The sequence below is a fragment of the Candidatus Glassbacteria bacterium genome (assembly GCA_019456185.1).
GTDB lineage: Bacteria > Gemmatimonadota > Glassbacteria > GWA2-58-10 > GWA2-58-10 > JAJRTS01.
In genome coordinates this window covers 54542-74529 of record VRUH01000001.1, presented here as the reverse complement: position 1 = coordinate 74529, position 19988 = coordinate 54542, and the positions used below count along the sequence as shown (strand labels likewise).

Here is a 19988-nt window from a genome sequence, read left to right as displayed (position 1 = left end):
GGATCACTTGCTGAGAATAAATCTAACCCTCAGCCCTGACTCGATCAAGTGATTCCGCCAGGAAGTCTTCATGACGAGCGTTCGAGGATAAATCCAGCGAGCGCGGAAAGTACTCCGTGGGGATCGAGCCTCGCCCCGTTCAGCCGGGAGCATGCCCGCTCGACGGCCTCTGCGGCCAGCCGGCGGCTCTCATCCATTCCGTAAAGGACAGGGAAAGTGGCCTTGCCGCGCGCCTGGTCGGCTCCCGCCGTCTTGCCCAACTCGGCCGAATTTCCCTCGACGTCCAGCAGGTCATCGACGATCTGGAAAGCCAGCCCGATATCCTCACCGTAGGCGGCCAGTGCCGCAACCTTGTGATCTTCCGCCCCGGCCAGACGGCCGCCGAGAGTGCAGGACACTCTCAGCAGGGCGGCGGTCTTATGGGAGTGGATATAGTGCAGCGTGTCCCGGCCGATCTTCCTGCGCTCGCTCTCCAGATCGACTATCTGGCCGCCAACCACGCCGCCGCCGCCAACCGCCGAGGCCACATCGGCAACCACGGCGGCCGAGCTTCCGGCATCCAGTTCCAGCTCCCGGCAGCAGCCGGAGAGTTCCTCGAACGCGGCCAGTTGCAGCCCCGAGCCGGCCAGTGTCGCGGTGCGCACACCGTAGCTGCGGTGGCAGGTCGGCATCCCGCGACGGTAGTCGTCATCGTCCATCGATGGCAGATCGTCATGGATCAGCGTGTAGGTGTGGATCAGCTCCAGGGCCAGCGCTCCGCGCCAGGCGCGCTCGTCGCCGCCGCCGCACGCGCGGTAGGAGGCCATCGCCAGGATGGGCCTGATCCGCTTGCCGCCCGCTGTCAGGCTGTAATGCATGGCATCGGCAAGACCGGTTCCAACCGCGAAATTTACGCGCCAGCTATCGGCCATCTCAGCCAGGCGTACATCGGCCTCGCGTTTCTCGGCCGCAAGGTAAGCTTGCAGATCCATCTCAAATTACTCCGCATCCGGCTGAAAATCTTCCAGTTCGAACCCGCCCTCCAGCTTTTCGATCAACTGGCGGACTTTCTGTTCACCGCCCTCGAGCCGCTCCCGTGCCTCGAGCGCCAGCTCCACGCCCTCGGTAAACAGCTCGATCGAACTCTCCAGCGGCAGCTGCTCGTCTTCGAGGCTGGAGACAATCTCTTCCAGCCGGGCATAGAGCTGCTCGAAATCCTGCTGCTTCTTTTTTGGACTCATTTGCTGCGCCCCCGCACCGGCCGCCTGTGCCGGGCGTGAATGAATTGATCGGGCAACCGGCCGTCGGTCGCCAGCTGCGCGCTGTCTGAATCTATCCTTTCCACCCGGCAGCCCAGCTTGCCGCCGGCGAGTATCAGTTCCAGCAACTCTCCGAGCCTCACCCTGCCGGTGTTGCGCAGGAGCTCGCCGCTCTCGTTTCGGACGACAGCGAATCCCCGCTGCAGCACGGCCGCCGGGTTCAGCGCCGAGAGTTCCCGGCGGATACCGTTCCAGCGCGCCGCGTTGGCGGACAGGTTGGCGTGCTGGCAGGCCGCCATCATCCTGACCAGTGCCTGCACTCGGTTGCGCTGATTCGCCAGCCTCTGCGCCAGCCGCCGCGGCGACATTCCCCTTTCATATCCGTCCACCCGCTGCCAGGCGCGCTCGAACTCATCACGGATCACCCGGGTCATCCGTCCGGCCAGGCTGCTGATTCCCGCGGTCAGCTCGGCGGCGGCGGGGACGGCGAACTCGGCAGCCGCGCTGGGAGTTGGTGCGCGCATGTCTGCGACAAAGTCGGCGATCGTGAAGTCGGTCTCATGGCCCACCGCGCTGATTACCGGCACCGGCGAATCGTAAATCGCCCGGGCGACAATCTCCTCGTTGAACGCCCACAGGTCCTCGGTCGAGCCGCCGCCGCGGCCGACAATCAGCACATCGGCCTCACCCCAGCGGCCGAACGCCTCGATCCCGCGGGCGATTTCCTCCGCCGCGCCATCGCCCTGTACCCTGACCGGGCAGAGTACGATCCGCACGGGCGGGCAGCGGCGGGAAATAACCGAAATAATATCCCGTACCGCCGCGCCGGTGGCCGAGGTTACCACGCCGACGGTAGCCGGGAAACCGGGCAACGGGCGCTTGCGCTCGGGGTCGAAGATGCCCTCGGCGGCCAGCCGCTCCTTGAGATGCTCGAAGGCGAGCTGCAGCTCGCCGATACCAAACGGCTTAAGCCTGACCACTTTGAGCTGGTACTGCCCGCTGGGCTCGTAGACACTCAACTCGCCGAACGCCAGCACCTTCATCCCGCTTTCCGGCTCGAAGGCGAGGCGGAAGTTGTTCTGCTTGAAAAAGACGCAGCGCAGGGTGGACTGCTCGTCCTTGAGCGAGAAATACATGTGCCCGGAGCGGTGATGGGTGAAATTGCTGATCTCGCCCTCGACCCACACCGGCGGGAAATTGCTTTCGATCAGGTACTTGACATCGGCGGTCAGTCCGCTGACCGTGTAAACCCGGTATTCCAGAGTTGCCTCCTCAGGCGCCGGCCCTGCGCTCGGCGGAAATCACCGTGTTGGTCATCAGCATGATAATCGTCATCGGGCCCACGCCGCCGGGGACGGGGGTGATCAGCGAGGCGACCTCCCTGACCTCGTCGAACTTGACGTCGCCGGTAAGACGGTAGCCGCGTTTTTTGCCGGGATCGTCAACCCGGTTGGTGCCCACGTCGATAACCACCGCGCCGGGCTTGACCCAATCGGCCCGGATGAACTCGGCCTTACCCATCGCCGCCACCAGCACATCGGCCCGGCGGATTACAGCGGGCAGGTCCCTGGTGCGGCTATGGGCCACAGTGACCGTGGCGTTGGCCCCATCGGCCTTCTGGATCAGGATATTGGCCAGGGGCTTGCCGACAATGTTGCTGCGGCCGACAATCACCACTTCCTTGCCCGCCAGATCGACCCCGCTGCGCACCAGCAGTTCCTGGATCCCGGCCGGAGTGCAGGGCCGGAAACCGTCCATGCCGATCACCAGCCGGCCCAGGCTGACCGGATGGAAACCGTCCACGTCCTTTGCGGGGCTGATCGCCTCGATCACGGTCTTTTCGTCGATCTGTCCGGGCAGGGGCAACTGGACCAGAATTCCGTGGATCTTGTCATCGTTATTCAACTTGTCGACCAGTTTCAGCAATTCTTCCCGGCTGGTGGACTCCGGCAGGGGGTGGGGTACGGAGAGGATGCCCAGCTCGGCGCACATTTTCTGTTTCATGCCCACGTAGACCCGGCTGGCCGGATCATCGCCCACCAGGACGGTGGCCAGTCCGGGCTGCACGCCCCCGGCGGCCAGCGCCTCGACCCTGCCCCTGAGTTCCCCCTTGATAGACTCCGCAATCGCTTTGCCATCGATAAGCCTGGCAGTCATGGCAACACTCCTCCCCGCATGATTCAGGTACGATACGGACAATTTCGGCTTAATGTTATTGTACAGAGGAAAGTAATCGGAATGGCCGGAAGACGCCAGCGGTCAGTTACTCGCCGATGGGGATCTGGAACCGCTCGATCTCATCGGTGTCGCCGGCGGTCTCATCGACCGTAAGCAGCACGCCCATCATCACCAGGTTGCTGTCGGCGGGCTGGAAGCGATTGGGAGTCTGGGTCAGGAAACGCTTGATCGCCAGCTCCTTTTTGACCCCGATCACCCCGTCGATTGAGCCGCTCATCCCCGCATCGGTGATATAACCGGTTCCGCCGGGCAGTACTCGCTCATCGGCTGTCTGGATATGGGTATGGGTGCCGATCACGGCGCTCACCTTGCCGTCGAGATACCAGCCCAGGGCCACTTTTTCCGCCGTAGCCTCGGCGTGGAAATCGACAATCACGATCGAGGTCTCTTCCTTGAGCTTATCGATCGCGGGCAGCGCGGTTCTGAACGGGCAGTCGAGATCACGCATGAACACGCGGCCCTCGAGGTTGATGACGCCCACCGTTCGGCCGTCATCGAGATGGTACAGGCCGGCTCCGCGGCCGGGATTGCTGGGGGGATAGTTGAGGGGACGCAGGATGTCCCGCCGGTTTTCCAGGAAAGGGTAGATTTCCTTACGGTCCCAGATATGGTTGCCGGTGGTGATCAGGTCGATGCCGAACTCGTAGAACTCCTCGGCCAGTTCCGGGGTAAGCCCGAACCCGCCGGCGGCGTTCTCAGCGTTCAGAATGCAGAAATCGACCTGTTTTTCATCCAGCAGATCGGGCAATAAAGCGCCGACAACTTTGCGGCCGGGGCCACCAAAGACGTCGGCGATAAATAGAATACGCAAACTCCGCTCCGTTCGGTTTGCCTTACTTGGCGAAATCCACTGACCTTGTTTCCCTGATCACCAGCACCTTGATCTGGCCGGGGTACTCGAGCTCTTTTTCGATCCGGCGGGCGATTTCACCGGCCAGCACGTCGCTGTACTTGTCGTCCACTTCCTCGGGACAAACCATTACGCGGATCTCGCGGCCGGCCTGGATCGCATAGGCTTTTTGCACGCCCTTGAACCCGTCGGCCAGCTCCTCGAGCTTTTCGAGACGCTTGATATAGGTTTCCAGGGTTTCGCGGCGCGCGCCGGGACGGGCCCCGGAAAGAGCATCCGCGGCCTGGACCAGCACGCTGATCAGGGTCTGCGGCTCGGAGTCGTTGTGGTGGCTGGCGATCGCGTCCAGCACAGCCTCCGGCTCGCCGTACTTGCGGCCCAGCTCCAGACCGATCTCCGTATGAGTGCCCTCGGTCTCGTGGTCCACCGCCTTGCCGATATCGTGCATCAGACCGGCGCGCTTGGCCTGATCCACGTCCAGCCCCAGTTCGGCGGCCATCAGCCCGCAGAGCACAGCCACTTCCTTGGCGTGCTGAAGGTTGTTCTGGCCGTAGCTGGTGCGGAACTTGAGCCGTCCCAGCAGGGAGACCAGTTCGGTGTGCATCCCGTGGACACCGGTTTCGTAGCAGGCTTCCTCACCGGCGGCCTGGATTTTTTCCTCGACCTCCTTGCGGCATTTCTCGATCACGTCCTCGATCCGGCCCGGGTGGATCCGGCCATCGGCGATCAGGCGCTCCATGGCCAGGCGCGCCACCTCGCGGCGGATCGGGCTGAAGCCGGAAAGAATAACCGCTTCGGGCGTATCGTCGATAATGACATCGATCCCGGTGGCCATCTCGAAGGAGCGGATATTGCGGCCCTCGCGGCCGATAATCCGGCCCTTCATCTCATCGGACGGCAGATTGACTACGCTGACCGTGGATTCGACCACGTGGTCCGCGGCGCAGCGCTGGATCGCCAGGGTGATAATCTGCTTGGCCTCTTTTTCGGCGTCGCGGGAGGCTTTGTCCTTGATGTCCTTGATGTACTGGGCGGCCTCGATCCGGGCTTCTTCCTTGAGGTTTTCGATCAGCTCCTGCTTGGCCTGCTCCGCGCTGAGGCCTGCGATCCGCTCCAGTCGGGAGTTCTGCTCGGTGATCAGCTGGGTCAGCTTTTCATCCTTGCTGCGCACCACGCGCTCGCGGATGCTGATTTCCTCGCTGAGCCTGGCGGCTTCAGCCTCTTTCTTATCGACAATGTCCAGTTTCTTGTCCAGGTTTACTTCCCGCTCCTGGATCTGGCGCTGGATATTCTCGAGTTCCTTGCGCTTTCCCTCTGTTTTCTGCTCGAAATCCAGCCGGGCCTGATAGTATTTTTCCTTGCTTTCGATCTCGGCGGACTTCTTGGTATTTTCCGCCTCTTTTTCGGCATCGGCCAGCATCTTCCTGGTCAGGGACTCGGTGTCCTGCTGCTTGCTGCGGGCCAGGCGCTTGCTGACCCAGAATCCCAGCAGGAAAACGACCACTGCCGATACCAGCATCCCGACCATCGGCAATAAAATTGACAGGTCTGAGAACATTTATGCTCCGGCATTCACATTAATGTGGGGCATTAAGTGCCGCCGCCCCTCCCGGCGCAACGGCGATTTATGTATACTGTCGCGGGTTATCCGCGGCTTTAAGCGATATCATTAAAAGCTCAATCCCTGGTCATGGCCAGCCATACGCCCACCAAAAAAAGAAACCCCGCCGCACGTGATAACTGTAGACCCCTGCATTGCAGGGTGGGATGCCTCCCAGCGTAATCCCAAGTCCCCGACGATGCAGGGCGTGAGGTCATCCGCTGAAGCCAGCTCCCATCGGTCTATTGTAGGATCAAATGTTAATCACGCGCAGACGGGGAATAATCCCTGTCTATTGCCCGGAGACCGGCGGCTAACTTTTTACCGGCTCCTGCTCTGTCTGTTCATCCAGATAGGCTTCTACCAGATTGAGTAAAGAGTTACACCTGTTTTCAATTTCAAGATCCTGCTTCTCTACTTTATCCCGTGTCTGGAACAGATCATCGGTTATCGACATAGACGCTAGGATCGCTATCTTCAGAGGGTCCTGCATCCCGACCTGGCCCTTGATCAGTTTCATAGTCCGGTCGACATGCTCAGCCACGCTGACCGTATATTCCTGGTCAGCCTGGCTTTTAATATTGTAGGTCTCTCCGAAGATAGTCACTCTCATCGAAGTGGATTTATCATCTACCATAGCAGTCTAGTTCGCAACCTAGCGCGATTAACAAGTAAAAAGTTATGGAGCAATCCAGCTAACGTACTATTTTCCAAAATATTTCGGCACTGCTGATCAAATTTAAATCAAAGGAAACCGGAAGTCAACAAGCCGCCAGCCAGTCCCGCATGCCTTCCTGCGCCTCGACAGCCCCGGCTCAGGTTTTGCCGCCGTCCACCAGCTTTTCCAACTCCTCGAGCACAGAACCCAGACGTTTATCGGCGGTTACAAGCAGTTTCCGCTGCCGGCTGTTCTCACGCCTGAGCTGCTCGATCTGCTCCAGGGCATCCTCGCTGCTGACCTGATCGTTCAGCTCGGCGGCGGCGCGACGGAACGAATCGTTCTCGTCCCGGAGCTGGTCGATCAACCCGGTGAGTTCCCTGATACGCTGCTCGAGCTTATCCAGTGCTGGAGGCATTCGCAGGCTTCCCCGTCAACAGGTTCGTCAACCAATCTAAGACCGGCCGATTAAATATTCAACAGGAATTATAAGCTTTCACAATTACCGGTTCAGCGGGGCTTGATGCCGAACCTGGCGACCAGCCTGCCGAAAATCTCCTCGAACAGCTTGTCGGCCTCCTTATCGACCAGCGTCCGCTCCAGGCTCTGGAACACCACCGATAAGGCGAGGCTGCGCATACCCTCGGGCACGTGTTCTCCCTCGTAAAGATCGAACACGGTCACATCGCGCACCAGTTCGCTGGTCGAGCTTATTTCGCTCATCAACTCACCGGCCGGAGTCGCGAGATCGACCAGGATAGACATGTCCCGGCGGATGCCAGGATAAGGAGAACTTTCCCTGTAGGACGGCATTTCTGTGGAACCAAGCAGCGGAGCCAGATCGAGTTCCAGCAGGAAAACGTCCTGTTCCTCCAGGTCCAGATCACGGGCCAGGCCGGGATCGAGCAGGCCGATCTGGCCGACCTGGTTCCCGTCCATGCAGATCTCCGCGCGCCGGGCCTCGAACAGAATTCTGTCACCGCCGCGCTTCATTTCCGGCAACGGGAGCCTGAGGTTGGCGAACAGGGCTTCCATCACTCCCTTGAGCGCGAAAAAATCCCATTCGGCAGCTTCGCCGCTCCAGTGCACTGGACTGGTACGGCCGGTAACAGCCAGGGCAAGCCGTCGGGTTTCGCCGGTATCCCGCTGACCAGGCTCGCGGGCGAACACGTTGCCGATTTCGAAGAGCATCAGGTCGCGGTGACGGTTATTGATGTTGTGCCGCACGCAGTCGAGCAGGGTTACCAGCAGGCTGGGCCTCAGCACGTCCATATCGCTGGACATGGGCATGAGGAATTTAATCGGCTCGAACCGGCCCGCGCCGAAAATTTTCTCCACTTTCCCGGAGCCGGTGAACGTGGTGGTCATCGCCTCGCGGAAACCCATGCCGGCCAGACGGGAACGGATCAGGTTTTCCCAGTAGTGACCGCCGCGGCCCGTGCCCTCGTGGCTGACCGTCATTTTATCGGGAACCGGGATTTTATTGTACCCGTAGAGACGGGCCAGCTCCTCGATCAGGTCGGCCTCGCGGGTCACGTCCAGTGCGCGGCAGGTGGGCACTTTCACCTTAAATTCGCCAGGCTGTTCCCTGGAGACATTGAAATCCACCGATTCCAGCAGTTCCGTTATCTCGTCGTCCGTCAGCGCCAGACCCAGAAGCCGCTCCACACGCCCGGCGCGAAGAGTTACGGAGGGCGGGGCGATCTCCTCGGGATAAATATCGATAACACCGACAGCCACCTCGCCACCCGAAACCCCGGCGATCAGCCTGGCCGCGCGGTCGACAGCGTAGGGCATCAGGCCGTAGTCCACTCCCCGCTCGAAACGGCGGCTGGCCTCGGTGAACATCCCCAGCCTGCGCGCGGTACTTCGGTTGGTCGCCGGGTCGAAATAAGCGCATTCCAGCAGGATCCGCGTCGTGTTTTCGCTGACCTCGGTCGCCAGATCACCTATCACCCCGGCCACCGCCACCGGCCTGCCTGCATCGGCGATCACGGTCATCGACGAGTCCAGGGAGCGGCCGACACCGTCAAGGGTCTTGATCCGTTCCCCGTCGCCCGCCCGGCGGACCACAATCCGGTTTTCGCCGAGTTTGTCCAGGTCGAACGCGTGAAGAGGCTGGCCCAATTCGAGCAGGATGAAGTTGGAGACATCGACCACATTATTGATACTGCGCTGGCCGACAGACTCCAGCCGGCGTACCAGCCAGTCGGGCGAGGGCCCCACTTTGACGCCGGTGATCACCCGGGCCATATAGCGCGGGCAGCCTTCCGGGTCTTCCAGGGTGACCGAGGTCAGGGTGTCGACCGCCGGGCCGGTTTCCTCAGGTTGTGAGGGCGGCAGAGTGAGTTTGTTACCGCAGAAGGGCTGGATTTCGCGGGCCGCGCCGAGGTGGCTCCACATGTCCCCGCGGTTGGCGGTGACCTCGAGAGTCAGCCGCCAGTCGTCGAGACCAAGCGCCTCGGCCAGGGGCGCGCCCGGTTCGAGCGAGCCGGGCAACTCCATCAGGCCCGAGGCCTCGTCGCTGAGCCCCAGTTCCCGTTCACTGCAGAGCATCCCGCGGCTTTCCACTCCGCGGATTTTTACCTTTTCGACCTTGAACCCGCCAGCCAGCACAGCTCCCTCAGGCGCCAGCGGATAGGTTCCGCCCTCGGCCACGTTGGGCGCCCCGCAGACTACCACCACCGGTTCAGCGGCGCCGCAGTCCACCTCGGCCAGGCGGAGACGGTCGGCGCCGGGGTGCTCGCGCACGGCGGTTACCCGCGCCACTACCACGTCCTCCAGACCCTCGCCGGGACGGCTCATTTCCTCGACCGCGTGGCCGCTCATGGTCAGACGCTCGGCGAGGTCGTGGGGCTCGATCTCGAAATCGATCAGCGATTTAAGCCAGTTATAGCTGACGTCCATTTTGTCTCATAGCTGAAATAATACTCTATTCCGGATTGTGTCTTCCGCTTGCCGGATAACCTAATGAAACTCGAATAAATGCCAATCAGAACTGGGCCAGGAACGAAATGTCAGATTCCAGGAACAGCCGGATGTCGTTGACCCCGTTGAATGTCATGCAGATCCGGTCGATACCCAGTCCGAACGCGAATCCCGTGTAGCGCTCGCTGTCGTAACCGACCGCGTCGAACACGTTGGGGTCCACCATCCCGCAGCCGAGCAGCTCGATCCAGCCCACCTGCTTGCAGACTTTGCAGCCCTTGCCGCGGCAGAAAATACAACGGATATCGACCTCGGCGCTCGGTTCGGTGAACGGAAAAAACGACGGTCTGAAGCGCAGTTCAGCGCCCGAGCCGAACATCTGCCCGGCGAACTGCTCCAGGGTGTAGCGCAGGTCGCCGAACGTGACACGCTCGTCCACATACAGGCCCTCGACCTGGTGAAACACCGGGCTGTGGGTGGCATCCGGAGTGTCGCGGCGGAACACGCGCCCCGGTGCGATAATCCTGACCGGCGGCTGGTGCGCCTGCATATGGCGGATCTGCACCGGTGAGGTATGGCTGCGCAGCAGCATTCCGCCCTCCAGGTACATCGTGTCCTGCTCGGCGCGGGCCGGATGGTTCTCCGGGGTGTTGAGCGCATCGAAATTATGGAACTCGTCCTCGACCTCGGGCCCCTCGGCCAGGGCGAAACCCATCCCGAAGAAAATTTCGTTGACCCGCTCCAGCACCTGATTCAGCGGGTGGATCGAGCCGGTCCACAGCCTGTTGCCCGGCAGGGTTATATCGATCCTGTCGGCTTCAAGCTGGCGGCCGGCTTCCTGCTGCTCGAGCTGCTCCCGCCGTCGGTCGATAAGCGTGGACAGCCTGGTCTTGAGCAGGTTAGCCCCTTTGCCGATCTGCGGGCGCTCGTCCGGGGCGGCGTCCTTGACGCCGTGGAGCGCCTGTGTAAGACTGCCCTTGCGGCCCAGGTATTCCAGCCGCAGCGCTTCCAGGCTGTCCAGGTCGTCCGCCCGCTCGATCCGGGCGGGGGCCTGAGCGGCAATCCGGTCGATTATTTCGAGCAATCCAGCCATCTTAAAACGCCTCTGCCTGCTGTTGGCTAATACATCATAGAAACAAAAAAACCGCGACGTTTATCGGCTCCCTGAAAAGGCTGGAATCCGGCCCTGTTCCTGCTGGAAGCGAGCGCGAATCCGGTCGGAAACCGATGCGTGGTCGGCGGTTTTTAAGGTGAAGATTACTGCCTGATTGCCGGCGGCTGGTTTGACCGTCCGGACGGAAGCGGGATCAGCGCTCACTTGCCCTGCGCGGTGTGTACCAGTTTCTCGAACCCCTGTGGGTCGTGGACCGCCATGTCCGCGAGCACCTTGCGGTTGATCTCGACTCCAGCCTTGTTCAGCCCGTCGATAAAGCGACTGTAGGACATGCCGGACAACCGGGTCGCGGCATTGATCCGCTGGATCCACAGGGCACGGAAATTACGCTTTTTCTGCTTGCGATGGATATAGGAGTAGCGCTTCGCCCGGTCGACCGCCTCGCGTGCCGTGCACAGCAGTTTGCTGCGCCCGCCGCGGTAGCCGGAGGCCTCCTTGAGAATCTTTTTCTTGCGCCTGTGACTGGCGACATTGGTTTTAACTCTAGGCATTTTCTATCCTTTCAACTTTTGCGACTGATTCAACCGCTTAGCCCGCCGCGTTTCCGTTAGAGGTACGGCAGCATCCTGTCCACCCTCTCGTGGTCGGACTTGTCGACCAGGGTGGCTTTGCGCAGGTTTTTTTTGCGCTTGGGCGCTTTCTTGGTCAGGATGTGGCTGGCAAAGGCTTTCTTCCGGCGGATCTTGCCGTTAGCCGTCTTCTTGAACCTCTTGGCCGCGGCCCTGCGCGTTTTCATCTTGGGCACAATAACACCTCTTCCTTCATGTTCAATGCTTCACAGCCGCAGTGTCGTATCTCGGCCTGACTGAATTTTGTTGCATCACACCTTGCTTTTATCGCCTTTATCCGTGCTCTTGGGTATCAGGACCAGGATCATGTTGCGGCCTTCCATCTTGATCTCGCTTTCCTTGACCGCCAGATCACCGACCTCGTTGAAAAAGCGGTGCAGCACATCCTCGCCCAGCTCTTTATGCACCACTTCCCGTCCCCGGAACACCATGGTGACCTTGACCTTGTTCTGCTTTTCCAGAAATTTGCGGGCATGCCGCATTTTGAAATCCAGGTCGTGGTCGTCGATCTTGCTGCGCAGCTTGATCTCTTTCAACTGGACCACATGCTGCTTTTTCTTAGCTTCCTTGGCTTTTTTATTTTCCTGGTACTTATACTTGCCGTAATCCATGATCCGGACCACCGGCGGCCTTGCGTTCGGCGCAACTTCAACCAAGTCCAGTTCGCGCTCGCGGGCCATTGCCCGTGCCTCCTCCAGCTCGACAACGCCAACCTGGTTGCCCTCGTCATCGATAAGGCGTATCGGAGATATGCGGATCTGACTGTTAACGCGTACGTTTTTAGTACTCACAGGCCTCCTAGCCGTCCGAGTAAAGGGGTAACAGCATAATAAAAATCCTGCCGGATTGCCAATAAAATCTATAAAAAAAAGCGGACTGTACTTATCCGCTCCGCAAGGGTATGCCTGCTCAATATTACTGCACGGGCTCTCTCACCATCATCTGAAAATATTCAGACATTTCATTCGGCGGTTCTAAAAAAGCGGCAGGAACTGCGATAACTCCCTACCTGTCATCTTGTTACGAGCAATCAGCCTCGGACACCCCGGCAACAGCGTAACGCGCCATGTCCAGGATGTGCTCCTACGTGCAATCTAAGATACTATCAGACAACGTGTTTGTCAACTAGTTGGCAACTCTTCCGGCCCCCGCCGCCGGAGGTGATTTCCGGCAGTTTGAGAAATTATTACCCTTGACTTCCCTTTTCGTGCAGTTGTAGTATAGTGACGTTTGCATTTCCCGGTAAATACCCGCCTGAAAGAACCGGTCAATATCGCACTGCTTTGATAGATAACGCATCGCTGCGCACAGCGGCCCGGGTGCTCCGGTCACGATCCGGTCTGATTCCATCAGGTTCCATGGCCGCGCAACATCGGACCGCTCCGGAGCGTTGAGATAGACATGGTTACGAAGTTACCGGCTTTCAAGTGATGCTATGCGCTTACGCATTGCGCTAACACCTGCTTCAAGCAGCCGGAAAATCGATCGATTCCAAGCAACTCCCCTCATTTACTTCGTCTTACCGGAGTTAGCCAATGGCAGAGATAATCACTCATGACCTGCTCATCCTCGGCTCCGGTCTTGCCGGGCTGAGAGCTGCCCTGTCGGCCTCGATCGCTACCGGGGGCAAGATCGACATCGGCCTGGTGAGCAAGGTGCAGCTCATGCGTTCTCACTCTGTGGCTGCCGAGGGCGGCACCGCGGCCATGCTGCGCCCGGAGGAGGGCGACAGTTTCGACCTCCACGCCTGGGACACGGTCAAGGGCAGCGATTTCCTTGCCGACCAGGATGTCGTCTACCGGTTTGTCAAGGCCGCCCCAGAGGAGATCAGGCAGCTTGAGCACTGGGGTGTCCCCTGGAGCCGCCGTCCCGACGGCCGGATCGACCAGCGGGCGTTCGGCGGGCACGGTTATCCCCGCGCCACCTTCGCCGCCGATAAAACCGGGTTCTTCGAGATGCAGTGCCTTTTCGACACCCTGACCCGCTACCAGAACACCATGCGCTACGACGAGTGGTTCGTGACCTCGATCCTGGTCGAAGACAACCAGTTCCGCGGCCTGACCGCATTTGATCTGGCCACCGGCGAGTTCCACGTGATGCTTGCCAAGACGCTGATTATCTGTACAGGCGGGGCGGGAAGGATGAGCGGGTTCACGACCTACAGCCATGCTGTCACCGGCGACGGGGTGGCGATGGCCTACCGGGCCGGAGTGGCGCTCAAGGATCTGGAATTTATCCAGTTCCACCCCACCGGGCTGATCCCCACCGGGATCCTGATGACCGAGGGCTGCCGAGGCGAGGGCGGCTACCTGCGCAACGCCGATGGCGACCGGTTCATGGAGCGCTACGCCCCGGGGCAGATGGAACTGGCTCCCCGCGATATCATCTCCCGCTCGATGATTACCGAGATCAAAGAAAGGCGGGGATTCAAGGGCCAGAACGGCCTCGATTATGTCCTTCTCGACCTGCGCCATCTGGGAGCGGACATGATCAACGAGCGCCTGGGTTTCATCCGGGAGCTGGCGATGAAGTTCGTGGACGTGGACCCTGTCGAGGAAATGATCCCGGTTCGTCCGGTGTTCCACTACACCATGGGCGGAATCCACACGGACATCGACGGCAAGACCAGTGTCGAAGGGATGTGGGCCGCGGGCGAGTCCGCCTGCGTGAGCCTGCACGGAGCAAACCGCCTGGGCACCAACTCCACGGCCGAATGCCTGGTCTGGGGCAAGATCACCGGCGAGGAAGCCGCGAAATTTGTCGAGGGCTGCGAGGGCGATCTAAAAACTCCGGAAGCGGCGATCGCCAGGGCCAGGGCCGAGTTGTTCGACGACCTGCTGAAACGCGATGGCGCCGAGAGTGTCTACCAGATCCGTGGCGACCTGCGCCGTAACGTGGACGAAAACCTGGGCGTCTACCGCAACGAAGAGGGTCTGGGCAAGGGCCTGGAAAAAATGGCCGAGCTGAAAGACCGTTACCGGAAAATCACGGTCCGCGACCGCAGCAAAGCCTATAATATCGACCTGATGTACGCCTTGGAACTGGGCTGCATGCTCGACGCGGCGGAGGTGGCGTTCTCCGGCGCCCTGGTGCGCCGGGAAAGCCGCGGCGGCCACGCCAGGCTGGACTACACCACTCGTGACGATGACAACTGGCTCAAGCATACTATCGCCCACTGGACTCCCGACGGGCCGAGGCTGAGCTATTCCGACGTGACGATAAACACTTGGAAACCGGTGGAACGGAAATATTAGGAGGAACACCGATGAAATTCCCCGAACTGCAACCCAAGACACACTCCAATCTTAAGGGAGTGCCGGGCTGGGCCTGGGCCGGCCGTTACGGGATAGAGCGGCATCTCTATATCCTGCAACGGGTAACCGGACTGAGCGTTCTGCTCTACCTGCCCATGCACCTGCTGGTCACGGGGCAGAAACTCGAACAGTCGAACTGGGAATCCGTGATGGGACTGGTCAACCAGGGGCTGCTGCCGATCGGCGAGTTCCTCTTATTCGTCTGCGCGGTGTTCCATGCGCTTAACGGAATCAGGCTCCTGCTGACCCATTTCGGATTCCTGATGCGCCAGCCCGAGCGGCCGGTGTACCCATTCACGGTCGCCGCGCTCAAGCAACGCTGGGCAGTCTATACCGTGTTCATCGCCACCGCGGCCCTGGTCGGCTACGGCGGCTGGGAATTTTTCATCGTTGCCGGTCACTGAACCAGGCGGAGAGGAGATCGAGATGCGTGAATCGACTCTGTGGCTGATGCACCTGGCAGCCGGTGCGGTGATGCTGGTGGTGCTGGGAATTCATTTCGGCGTGATGCATGTGGGCGGGCTGATCGGGATTCCCCGCGGCGAGGTGCTCACGTTCGCCTCGGTGGACGCCCGCAGCGGCATGGCGTTCTACCTGGCAGTCTACCTGATTCTGCTGGTCGCCGCCCTGTACCACGGCCTCTACGGCCTGCGCTCGATCGTGTTCGAGCTGTCGTTTATCGGTCCCGGACCGCGTAAAGCAATCAACGTGCTGCTGGTGGGGGCCGGGTGGGGGTTCTTCTTTTACGGCGCCTGGGCCATAATCGCCGGCTTTCTGGGCTGAGGGAGGGCAATCATGACGGATCAGCATAAGGATTACGAGGGCAAGGTGATGACGTTCCGCATCCTCCGCTTCGACCCGGACAAGGACAGCGAGCCTCATTTCCAGGAATACAAGATCGAACTCAAGCACGGCATGACAATCCTGGACGCCCTGATGCATATCAAGGAAACCCAGGATCCAACGCTCAGCTACCGCAAAAGCTGCCGGATGGGTATCTGCGGCTCCTGCGCCATGCAGGTTAACGGTTTCCCGCAGCTGACATGCCAGACCCAGATAGTGGAGATCAGCACGCAGGTCATCGAGGTCCGTCCCCTGGCCAACTACCCGATCATCCGCGACCTGGTCCCGGACCTCGGCGATTTCATGGCCCAGCACGAAAGTGTCCTGCCCTATCTCATCCGCTCGGACACCGACGAGCAGGACAATCCCTCCGGCGAGTATTACCAGAGCCCTGATGAGTTGGAGGAATACCTCCAGTTCGCCTATTGTATCAAATGCGGCGCCTGCCTGGCGGCCTGCCCCACCAATGCCACCGACCGCAAGTTCACCGGACCGCAGGCGCTGGCCGCGGCGTTCCGTTATGCCGCCGACAGCCGTGACGAGGGTCTGGGCCAGCGGCTCGATGCACTGGAGCATCCCAACAGCCTGTTCCGCTGCCATTACGCAGGAGCCTGCAGCGAGGCCTGCCCCAAGGGCGTTGACCCGTCGCTGGGAATCCAGTTGCTCAAGCGCGACCTGCTCAAACGCAAGGTTTTCGGCCATAAACAGAAACCGGCGCAACTGGCGAAAACCCCGGAGGGTATCGGCCGCAGGGAGGGTATCCCCGAGGCGCCGGAAAAAACTGTCTGAAATTACGCTTCGCCGGATGTTAAAGTTCCGCGTAACCGGGTGGGCTTGCCCACCCGGTTTTTTGTCCAATTCTCCCCCCACTGAAAGTCAAGCATCGCCGGATTTTGCCGAAATACAGAATATCGGTGCAAGATATGTTTTTTGGGCCTGACCCAGCGGAAATATCAGAAACTTAATCCGGAAAAGTGTTGCGAAACTCGGCTGCTTGTATAAGTTAACTGTATGCTCAATATCTGCCTTATCGTAACTGGAGAATACCGTTCGGTATGCGCAGCCTGTTCAGCCCGCAGAAAAGTTATTTCTTGTCCGGGACGGCTGCCTCGATAATGTCCGGGCAAAGCACACCTCGTTTACCAGCGCGCGGGATTAACAATGGGTTCCTTGATCGTTTTCGGTGCCATCGTAGTAGGGATGGGCGTGATTATCGCCGGCTGGACGATGGTGCTCCGCATTCAGCGTGAACGCAAAATCAGCGAATTCAAGGTCAACCTGATGCGCCTCTACATATCCGAGCAGACCGCCTACAACCGGTATCTCCAGGCGGAACGGGCAGTCCAGTCCGTCGAAATGGACGCTCAGAAAAGCAAGGAACAGGTTGTCGCGCTGAAAGTCCGGGTCCGTCAGCGCCGCAGCCGGACCCGCGAGCTGATCGAAGAGCTCAAGCTGGTCAAGGTCAGGGTCGGTCTGGTCACTGGCGGGGATAAGCTGGACCTGGAACTCAGCCGCTCGAACCTTGAAAACGAGATCAAAACCCTGCTGGCGCTCAACAATCAGGACAAGCAGCGGATCAACGATGAAAAGCGCCGGGTTGACGAAAGCCTGCTGATGCTGCCGCAGATGACCGAGGAAAGCGCGGAACTCAGTACCCGCTGGGAAAACCTCCGCGAGCAGGTTGACCAGTTCGAAAGCGATTTCAGCAAACTGGACGAGTATGCGTTCCGCAAGTTCGCCGACCAGTTCGCAGCCAACCGCGACCAGGAAGACAAGCACGACCCCGAACGCGAAATCGTTAACATGATCCTGCTGCTCAACAACAAGAAAGGTTTGCTGTACGTCCGGCGCAAGGAAATGGCCAAAGAACCCACCACCGAAAGCCAGAAACTGGTCAATAAATACGAACAGGATATCCTCAAACTGGAAAAACAGTTGATCCGCAAAAGCAAAAGCCTGGGTGTCCAGCCCGAGAGAGTCAATGCGCTCCAGAAGATGTTCAGCAAGTGAGCCGCCCGTGAACGCGCCCGGAACAATCATTCATGGTTTGCTGCCGGCCCTGATCGCCCTGGCGATGGCTGGACCGGCCGCTTGCCCGGTCCAGGCGCAAACAGTGGAAGAGCTGCTGCTTGAATCTGATTCGACCCCGGCGGCCGATTCGACTGAGAGAGGGCTGCGTTCTGTGGACTACGCCTTGTCCATGCCCGTGACCCTGGCCGATACGATTCCTCCCGGCTTTTTCCAGATTGTCGTGAACATGGGCCTCAACCGCTATACCACCAGGCTGATCGACCGGTTCGATGAAATCCCTGACGCACTGATCCTGCAGGCGCTTGCCCAGTCCAACCGCCAGATCGACTACCTGAATATCAATGCTTACACCACCGCTTACGCGATCAACCTGCTGGCTCGCCAGGACAGCCTCTGGCAGTCATTCTTCGCCGATCTGGACATGCAGTTTCGCGAACCGAATATCCTGCGGTTTAATTTCAGCGACGACCAGAAGTGGAAAAGCTACGCGCTGAACGACCTGTTCTATTCCGCTTTTCTCCAGGAACTGCTGCTGAGACTGGGTAATATCGGAATCGGCAACAGCCGCGACGGCAAGCAGTGGCTGGCGGGATGGCCCGATGAGCTGCGGTGGAAATACCGCGAATACCGCTTCGAGTACCTTCCCGAGGACGTGGGGATCCGTGTGCTCGATCCCTCGCGCTTCGCCGGGGGAGACACCGCGGAGATCCAGCCGAGCGGCGTGACCCGGATTAACCCCATCGAACATGTCCTGCCGGTAAGCCCGGCCGACAGCGTGGAACCGCCGTATCGCGTACCGAACCCCTGACTATCGGCTCCCCGCTGATGATTGACTTTGCCTCCCGCCAGTCTTATTTTTGTTCCTGTTCCACTTCAGCGCAGCATCCCGCGCCGATGCGGCCGTTCCCACTCAGTTGACGGCAGGACCGATGAACCTCTCCATCCTGGGCCCCCGGGGTACGTTCAGCCACGAAGCCGCGCTTAAGATCGACCCCGGCGCGGATATCGACTTCCAGCGCACGATCCGCGACGTTTTCGAGACGGTCGAAAAGAACGCGGCTGCACGCGGCCTGGTTCCCCTGGAAAACTCTGTCGGCGGTTCCGTATCCGAGACCCTGGATACGCTCAACAACAGTAAGCTGACAATCGAACGCGAAGTGGTCCATCCCGTGGTCCAGCACCTGGCGGTCTGTAAGTCCGGCGGCAGGATAACTACCATCCTGGCCCACCCTCAGAGTTATGCCCAGTGCGAAAATTTCGTCCGCGAGAACTACCCCGCTGCCGAGGTAATCCTCACCAGCAGCAACGGCAAGAGCGCAGAGATGCTGGCCGAAAACCAGACCGACTCAACCGCCGCGATCCTGCCCGCTCTCGCGATCAAGCTCTATGAACTCGTATCAGTCCACGATGCGATCCAGGACAACCGCTACAATGTTACCCGGTTCGTGATGATCTCGGCCAACGCCACCGAGGCTACGGGATACGACCGCACCAGTCTCTCGCTCTACCCCAGGGTCGATTATCCGGGGCTGCTGCACGAGATGCTGGGCAAGATGGCCGGCCTGGGCGTGAACCTGAGCAAGATCGAGTCGCGGCCCTCGAAGGGCCGTCTGGGCGATTACGTGTTTTATATCGACGTTCAGGGCCATATCCGCGACGAGCGCGTGGCCGAGGCGGTGCATGAACTGGAAAAAATAGCGTTCGTCCGCGTGCTCGGCAGTTATCCCCGTCAATATTGATCCCCTCCCCCCGCGTTTCCCGCTCTTCGTTTGACACGTGCCGCACCTGAGGTATAGATTAACTGCGTCCGGCCGGCCGATTGCGAAAAGCGTTCTTCTCCCTCGGCTGCTGCGTACACTATCCCTCTTGGAACTCACTGTTTATTGCGTGTAAGGTTAGTGATGAGCGAGAAAGTCTGCACAGTCGGTATCGACCTGGGCGGCACCAACGTGGTGTTCGGCCTGGTGGCGCCCGATGGCGAGCTGATCGACCATTTCGACCGCCCCACCGGCGGCGAACACGGCCCCGACGCGGTTATCCGCAATATCCTGGATGGTATCGAACAGTCGCTGGAAAAGGCCGGAAGCTGCCGGGTCAACGGGATCGGGCTCGGCTCGCCGGGGGTGATCAACACCGAAACCGGCGTGGTGCTGCAGTGCGCGCCCAATATCCCAGACTGGACCGGCCGGCAGATCCGCTCCCCCATCGCCGACCGCTTCGGCCTGCCAACCTGGGTGGACAATGACGCCAAGTGCGCGGTGATGGGCGAGGCGATATTCGGCGCGGGCGCGGGCAAGCAGCATCTGCTGGTGGTTACCCTGGGCACCGGGATCGGCGGCGGCGTGGTGATCGGCGGCAGGATCCACCGCGGCGGGTACCATGTGGCTGGCGAGATCGGCCACGCGGTGGTGCAGAAAGAGGGCCGTCGCTGCGCCTGCGGCATGGAGGGCCATCTGGAGGCTTACGCCTCGGCCAGGGGGATTGTCGGCCAGGTCCGGGAGGAAATCGACAGCGGCCGGGAGTCATCGCTGAGCGGCCTGACGGG

21 protein-coding genes and 1 pseudogene (2 of these 22 running past the window's edge) are annotated in these 19988 nt (G+C 60.2%); 9 read left to right on the top strand and 13 right to left on the bottom strand.

The genetic code is table 11. The annotated features are described in order from the left end of the window. Nucleotides 1-68 precede the first annotated feature (68 nt). The 13 genes from FVQ81_00365 to FVQ81_00305 all read right to left on the bottom strand — a co-directional run bounded on the left by FVQ81_00365 (nt 69) and on the right by FVQ81_00305 (nt 12046). On the bottom strand, nt 69-971 hold the full coding sequence (locus tag FVQ81_00365) for a polyprenyl synthetase family protein (protein ID MBW7995028.1): 903 nt from the start codon (nt 969-971) through the stop codon (nt 69-71). A gap of 6 nt (nt 972-977) precedes the next feature. Then, a complete protein-coding gene (gene xseB / locus FVQ81_00360) occupies nt 978-1220 on the bottom strand; it encodes an exodeoxyribonuclease VII small subunit (GenBank protein ID MBW7995027.1) in 243 nt (80 codons plus the stop codon). Next, a complete protein-coding gene (gene xseA, locus FVQ81_00355) occupies nt 1217-2500 on the bottom strand; it encodes an exodeoxyribonuclease VII large subunit (protein MBW7995026.1) in 1284 nt (427 codons plus the stop codon). Before xseA ends, xseB begins: the two co-directional genes overlap by 4 nt. 10 nt (nt 2501-2510) lie before the next feature. Beyond that, entirely contained in the window at nt 2511-3395 is an 885-nt protein-coding gene (folD, locus tag FVQ81_00350) for a bifunctional methylenetetrahydrofolate dehydrogenase/methenyltetrahydrofolate cyclohydrolase FolD (protein ID MBW7995025.1), read from the bottom strand. Nucleotides 3396-3501: 106 nt separating this feature from the next. Beyond that, the gene (locus FVQ81_00345) at nt 3502-4287 is read right to left on the bottom strand and encodes a TIGR00282 family metallophosphoesterase (protein ID MBW7995024.1); all 786 of its coding nucleotides are present in this window, start codon (nt 4285-4287) and stop codon (nt 3502-3504) included. 22 nt (nt 4288-4309) lie between these two features. Continuing rightward, entirely contained in the window at nt 4310-5872 is a 1563-nt protein-coding gene (gene rny / locus FVQ81_00340) for a ribonuclease Y (GenBank protein MBW7995023.1), read from the bottom strand. A 367-nt stretch (nt 5873-6239) separates the two neighbouring features. Continuing rightward, nucleotides 6240-6563, bottom strand: coding sequence for a cell division protein ZapA (locus FVQ81_00335; GenBank protein ID MBW7995022.1), 324 nt, complete (start codon nt 6561-6563; stop codon nt 6240-6242). Nucleotides 6564-6741: 178 nt separating this feature from the next. Beyond that, a complete protein-coding gene (locus tag FVQ81_00330) occupies nt 6742-7002 on the bottom strand; it encodes a hypothetical protein (protein ID MBW7995021.1) in 261 nt (86 codons plus the stop codon). A gap of 92 nt (nt 7003-7094) precedes the next feature. Further along, nucleotides 7095-9491 (bottom strand): phenylalanine--tRNA ligase subunit beta, encoded by a 2397-nt coding sequence (locus tag FVQ81_00325; protein MBW7995020.1) that lies wholly within the window; start codon nt 9489-9491, stop codon nt 7095-7097. A gap of 85 nt (nt 9492-9576) precedes the next feature. Continuing rightward, the gene (gene pheS, locus FVQ81_00320; GenBank protein MBW7995019.1) at nt 9577-10605 is read right to left on the bottom strand and encodes a phenylalanine--tRNA ligase subunit alpha; all 1029 of its coding nucleotides are present in this window, start codon (nt 10603-10605) and stop codon (nt 9577-9579) included. Between the two features lie 221 nt (nt 10606-10826). Beyond that, entirely contained in the window at nt 10827-11177 is a 351-nt protein-coding gene (rplT, locus tag FVQ81_00315; GenBank protein ID MBW7995018.1) for a 50S ribosomal protein L20, read from the bottom strand. Between the two features lie 56 nt (nt 11178-11233). Further along, complete coding sequence (gene rpmI / locus FVQ81_00310) at nt 11234-11431, bottom strand: 50S ribosomal protein L35 (GenBank protein MBW7995017.1); 198 nt, start codon at nt 11429-11431, stop codon at nt 11234-11236. A 75-nt stretch (nt 11432-11506) separates the two neighbouring features. Continuing rightward, entirely contained in the window at nt 11507-12046 is a 540-nt protein-coding gene (locus tag FVQ81_00305; GenBank protein MBW7995016.1) for a translation initiation factor IF-3, read from the bottom strand. Nucleotides 12047-12790: 744 nt separating this feature from the next. On the opposite strand from FVQ81_00305, the gene FVQ81_00300 reads away from it, so the two are divergent. Beyond that, nucleotides 12791-14509 carry a succinate dehydrogenase/fumarate reductase flavoprotein subunit gene (locus FVQ81_00300; GenBank protein MBW7995015.1) on the top strand — a complete coding sequence of 573 codons (1719 nt, stop codon included), beginning with the start codon at nt 12791-12793 and terminating at the stop codon, nt 14507-14509. Nucleotides 14510-14520: 11 nt separating this feature from the next. Beyond that, nucleotides 14521-14973 (top strand): hypothetical protein, encoded by a 453-nt coding sequence (locus tag FVQ81_00295; GenBank protein MBW7995014.1) that lies wholly within the window; start codon nt 14521-14523, stop codon nt 14971-14973. Nucleotides 14974-14995: 22 nt separating this feature from the next. Then, complete coding sequence (locus tag FVQ81_00290) at nt 14996-15352, top strand: hypothetical protein (GenBank protein MBW7995013.1); 357 nt, start codon at nt 14996-14998, stop codon at nt 15350-15352. Between the two features lie 12 nt (nt 15353-15364). Continuing rightward, the gene (locus FVQ81_00285; protein MBW7995012.1) at nt 15365-16201 is read left to right on the top strand and encodes a succinate dehydrogenase iron-sulfur subunit; all 837 of its coding nucleotides are present in this window, start codon (nt 15365-15367) and stop codon (nt 16199-16201) included. A 372-nt stretch (nt 16202-16573) separates the two neighbouring features. Then, the gene (locus tag FVQ81_00280; protein MBW7995011.1) at nt 16574-17422 is read left to right on the top strand and encodes a hypothetical protein; all 849 of its coding nucleotides are present in this window, start codon (nt 16574-16576) and stop codon (nt 17420-17422) included. A 7-nt stretch (nt 17423-17429) separates the two neighbouring features. Further along, nucleotides 17430-18251, top strand: coding sequence for a hypothetical protein (locus FVQ81_00275; GenBank protein ID MBW7995010.1), 822 nt, complete (start codon nt 17430-17432; stop codon nt 18249-18251). Between the two features lie 121 nt (nt 18252-18372). Further along, entirely contained in the window at nt 18373-19182 is an 810-nt protein-coding gene (pheA, locus tag FVQ81_00270) for a prephenate dehydratase (protein MBW7995009.1), read from the top strand. 162 nt (nt 19183-19344) lie between these two features. Further along, on the top strand, nt 19345-19988 hold the 5' portion of the coding sequence (locus tag FVQ81_00265) for an ROK family protein (GenBank protein ID MBW7995008.1). It continues 37 nt past the right edge of the window; only the first 644 of its 681 coding nucleotides appear in the window; its start codon is at nt 19345-19347; its stop codon lies off the right edge, out of view. Further along, nucleotides 19695-19988: pseudogene (locus tag FVQ81_00260) on the top strand (ROK family protein); it runs 309 nt beyond the window's last position. Before FVQ81_00265 ends, FVQ81_00260 begins: the two are co-directional and overlap by 331 nt.